The 4,507-nt window shown below is 63.2% G+C and carries 3 protein-coding genes; 2 read left to right on the forward strand and 1 reads right to left on the reverse strand.

From position 1 onward, the window contains the following. Positions 1-95: 95 nt before the first annotated feature. On the reverse strand, positions 96-497 hold the full coding sequence (locus SMA01S_RS23820; RefSeq protein WP_218016951.1) for an ArsR/SmtB family transcription factor: 402 nt from the start codon (positions 495-497) through the stop codon (positions 96-98). Positions 498-517: 20 nt separating this feature from the next. On the opposite strand from SMA01S_RS23820, the gene dnaG reads away from it, so the two are divergent. Then, positions 518-2,368, forward strand: coding sequence for a DNA primase (gene dnaG, locus SMA01S_RS23825; RefSeq protein ID WP_066827948.1), 1,851 nt, complete (start codon positions 518-520; stop codon positions 2,366-2,368). 34 nt (positions 2,369-2,402) lie between these two features. Next, on the forward strand, positions 2,403-4,436 hold the full coding sequence (gene rpoD, locus SMA01S_RS23830) for an RNA polymerase sigma factor RpoD (protein WP_066827950.1): 2,034 nt from the start codon (positions 2,403-2,405) through the stop codon (positions 4,434-4,436). Positions 4,437-4,507 lie beyond the last annotated feature (71 nt).

Raw genomic sequence — 4,507 nt, forward strand, 5'->3', positions numbered from 1 at the left:
AGGCATGCTGATCGCTCGCCAGACCTTTTCGGGCGGGGCATCGAGCTCGTATTCGAACACCAGATTCGCGGCCTGCTTTTCGGGCTCGGTATCGCTCATGGCTCCATGTCCTTCAGCAAGATCTTCAACGCATCGATCCGCGCGGGCCAATAAGCGCGGTATTTGGTCAACCATGCGGCGATGAGCGCCAGCCCCTCCGGGTCGACCTCATAATTCACGAAACGCCCCTGCCGCTCTTCGCGAACCAGCCGTGCGGTGCGCAGCACGGCAAGGTGCTGCGACATTGCCGGTTGGCTGATAGTCATGCCGTCCCGCAAGGCGCTGGCGTTCATGGCTCCGCTCGCCAGCTTCTCGAAGATCGCGCGGCGGGTCGGGTCGGCCAGAGCCTTGAACAGCTCATTCTCAATCATGTCGACAGATAAGCGTATACTTATCTGATTCGCAATACCGAAGTGGAGATTTCGCCGCGGTTGCCAAACCGGGCGGGGATGCGGCATTAGCGTGATATAATGCGCGGGTGAGTCTCACCCCTGCCTTCCTGGACGAATTGCGCGCGCGCACCTTGCTGTCCGCGCTGATCGGCAAGACGGTGAAGCTCACCAAGGCCGGCCGCGAGTTCAAGGGCTGTTGCCCGTTCCATAACGAGAAGACGCCGTCGTTCTACGTCAACGACGACAAGAGCTTCTATCATTGCTTCGGCTGCTCGGCGCATGGCGATGCGATCCGCTGGATGACCGAGCAGCAGGGCCTGCCGTTCATCGATGCGGTCAAGGAACTCGCCCAGGCAGCCGGCATGGAAATGCCCGCGCAGGATCGCCAGTCGGTCGAGCGCGCCGAGCGTGCCAAGGGCCTGCACGACTTGATGGCGGACGCCGCGCAATTCTTCACCGACCAGTTGAACGGCATCGCCGGCGCCGAGGCACGCGCGGTTCTGGAGCGGCGCGGCATCAAGGCGGAGACGGCACGCGCCTTCGGCATGGGCTATTCGCCCGATTCGCGTGGGAAGCTGCGCGAGGAACTCAAGAGCTACGGCGACCCCGCGCTGATCGAATCAGGCATGCTGATCAAGGTCGACGACAAGGAACCGTATGACCGGTTCCGCGGGCGGCTGATGATCCCGATCCGCGATGCGCGCGGGCGCGTCATCGCGTTCGGCGGCCGGGTGATCGGCCAGGGCGAGCCGAAATATCTCAATTCCCCCGACACCCCGCTCTTCGACAAGGGGCGTACGCTCTACAATCTCGACCGCGCCGCGCCCGCCAGCCGCAAATCGAGCCGGATCATCGTGGTCGAAGGCTATATGGACGTGATCGCGCTCGCCCAGGCCGGGTTCGGCGAGGCGGTGGCACCGCTCGGCACCGCGCTGACCGAGCATCAGCTGGAACGGTTGTGGCGGCTGTCGGACGTGCCGATCCTGTGCTTCGACGGCGATTCGGCGGGACAGAAGGCAGCGATCCGCGCCGCATTGCGCGCCCTCCCCGGCCTCGCTCCCGGCCGCAGCCTGCGATTCGTGACCTTGCCCGAGGGACAGGATCCGGACGATCTGGTCCGCGCCCGCGGTCCGGCGGCGTTCGAGGCTTTGCTCGAAAAACCGGAATCGCTGGTCGATCGCTTATGGGCGCACGAGCATGCCGCCGAACCGCTCGATACGCCCGAACAGCGCGCGGGGCTCAAGCGCCGGCTGATGACCCATGCCGAGGCCATCGCCGATCCCGACGTGCGCCACGAGTATCAGGCCGAATTCCGCCGCCGCGTCGAGGATCTGTTCGCCCGCCCGCAGCGCGATTTCACTCCGCGCCAGTTCACGCCGCGCAAACCGGGCGCCAAATGGGTGCCTCCCCTGCCGCCCGTCACGTCTCAGGCGAAAGCGGTAAGCGCCGCCGGGAAGATCGACCGACTGCTGGCCAAGGCCGTGCTTGCCGGGCTGATCCGCCATCCCACGGAAATCGCGCGCCATATGGAAGTGCTCGGCAGCCTCAAACTCGCTGACGGCGCGCTTGGGCGATTGTTCGAAGCCGTGGTCGATCTGGCGCTCGAGGACCGGGCGCTTGATAGCCAGCGCCTGATCACCATATTGGGCTCATCAGGACTTGGTCAGATAACCACCGATCTGCTGAGGGCCGATGCCACTCCCTATTCGTTTACCCAAGATGGTGCAGAGCCCGAGCGGGCCAGCGCCGATCTGGATGAAGCGATAGCGATCATGGTGGCGCGGCCCGAGGTCGATGCGGCGCTGGCGCAGGCGACATCCGAACTGGAAATGTCCACGTCGGATGAAGCTTTCCAACGGCAAATGGAACTGTTGCGCGAGCAACGTGCTTTGGAACTGCGGCTTGCAAATCTGATACAAGCGAACAATGACGCGTAAAATTACGCACAGCGCGTAAAACCGAGGGCATTTGATGGTGAAGACGACTATGGCGGAAGCGGCAGAACCGGCTGAGACGGGCGACGCTCCGCTGATCGATCTCAATGATGCGGAAATCAAGAAGCTGGTCGCTCGCGCCAAGAAGCGCGGCTACATCACTGTCGACCAGCTCAACGAGATGTTGCCGCAGGACCAGATGTCGTCCGAGCAGATCGAGGACGTAATGTCCGCGCTCAACGAAATGGGCGTCAACGTCGTCGAGAATGACGAGGGCGGCGAGGACGGCGAGGATCAGAAGGACGAGGACGAGGATATCGATCCGGTCGATTCGTCCGAGGAAAACGCCCCCGCGCTCGAGACCAAGAAAAAGGAAACGATCGACCGCACCGACGATCCGGTGCGCATGTACCTGCGCGAGATGGGCGCGGTCGAGTTGCTCAGCCGTGAGGGTGAGATCGCGATCGCCAAGCGCATCGAAGCCGGCCGCGACACGATGATCCTGGGCCTGTGCGAATCGCCGATCACCTTCAACGCGATCATCGACTGGTCGACCGCGCTCAACGAAGGCACGATGCAGCTGCGCGAGATCCTCGATCTCGACGCGATGCTGTCCAAGGGCCCGTCGGCCGAGCAGGTCGAAAGCGCCGAGGACGACGATTCGGGCGAGATCAGCGAGAAGACCGCGGGCGCCAGCTTCAAGGAAGAAGAAGAACCCGAGGAGGTCCAGTCGGCCGACGAGGACGAGGACGACATGACCGAGCGTCGTGCGCCGCGCATCTCGGACGACGAGGAAGAGGACAACACCCTCAGCCTCGCGCAGATGGAAGAGCAGCTCAAGCCGATGGCGCTCGAGCGGTTCGCCAACATCACGTCGATCTACAAGAAATTCTCCAAGATGCAGGGGCAGCGCCTCGACGCGATGGGTGCCGGCGGCGAATTGTCGGGGGCCGAGGAGCGCAAATATCAGAAGCTGCGCGAGGACCTGACCGCCGAAGTCGAGAGCGTGCAGTTCCACCAGGCCAAGATCGAATATCTGGTCGACCAGCTCTACAGCTTCAACCGGCGCCTGACGGCGCTGGGCGGGCAGATGCTGCGCCTGGCCGAGCGCCACAAGGTCGCGCGCGCCGATTTCCTCAACCGCTATCAGGGCCATGAGCTCGACGATTCGTGGCTCGCCACAGTCGGCGGCCTCGACAAGAAGTGGACTGCTTTCGCCGCGAACGAAGCGGGCGCGGTCGACCGCATCCGCGGCGAGATTTCGGAAATCTCGCAGCAGACCGGCATGGCGCTCCCCGAGTTCCGCCGCATCGTCAACATGGTGCAGAAGGGCGAGCGCGAGGCGCGCATCGCAAAGAAGGAGATGGTCGAGGCCAATCTGCGCCTCGTGATCTCGATCGCCAAGAAATACACCAATCGCGGGCTGCAGTTCCTGGACCTCATCCAGGAAGGCAATATCGGCCTGATGAAAGCGGTCGATAAGTTCGAATATCGCCGCGGCTACAAATTCTCGACCTATGCGACCTGGTGGATTCGTCAGGCGATCACCCGCTCGATCGCCGACCAGGCGCGGACCATCCGCATCCCGGTCCATATGATCGAGACGATCAACAAGCTGGTGCGGACCAGCCGCCAGTTCCTTCACGAGCAGGGCCGCGAGCCGACGCCCGAGGAAATGGCCGAGCGCCTGTCGATGCCGCTCGAAAAGGTCCGCAAGGTGATGAAGATCGCCAAGGAACCGATCAGCCTCGAAACGCCGATCGGCGACGAGGAGGACTCGCACCTGGGCGATTTCATCGAGGACAAGAACGCGGTCATTCCGGTCGATGCCGCGATCCAGGCCAACCTCAAGGAAACGGTGACCCGCGTGCTGGCGTCGCTCACCCCGCGCGAGGAACGCGTGCTGCGCATGCGCTTCGGCATCGGGATGAACACCGATCACACGCTCGAGGAAGTCGGCCAGCAGTTCAGCGTGACCCGCGAACGTATCCGTCAGATCGAGGCGAAGGCGCTGAGGAAGCTCAAGCATCCGAGCCGGTCGCGCAAGATGCGCAGCTTCCTCGACCAGTAAGCTCAATCACCGAACGAAAAAGAGGCCGCGACGGGAAACCGCCGCGGCCTTTTTTTTCCCTCTCCCGTTTG

The organism is Sphingomonas mali NBRC 15500 (assembly GCF_001598415.1).
Lineage (GTDB): Bacteria > Pseudomonadota > Alphaproteobacteria > Sphingomonadales > Sphingomonadaceae > Sphingomonas > Sphingomonas mali.

What these genes read in the sequence shown, in the direction of transcription:
- SMA01S_RS23820 (WP_218016951.1), bottom strand. Translation starts at nt 497, where the DNA reads ATGCCGCATCCCCGCCCGGTTTGGCAACCGCGGCGAAATCTCCACTTC.
- rpoD (WP_066827950.1), top strand. Translation starts at nt 2,403, where the DNA reads ATGGTGAAGACGACTATGGCGGAAGCGGCAGAACCGGCTGAGACGGGC.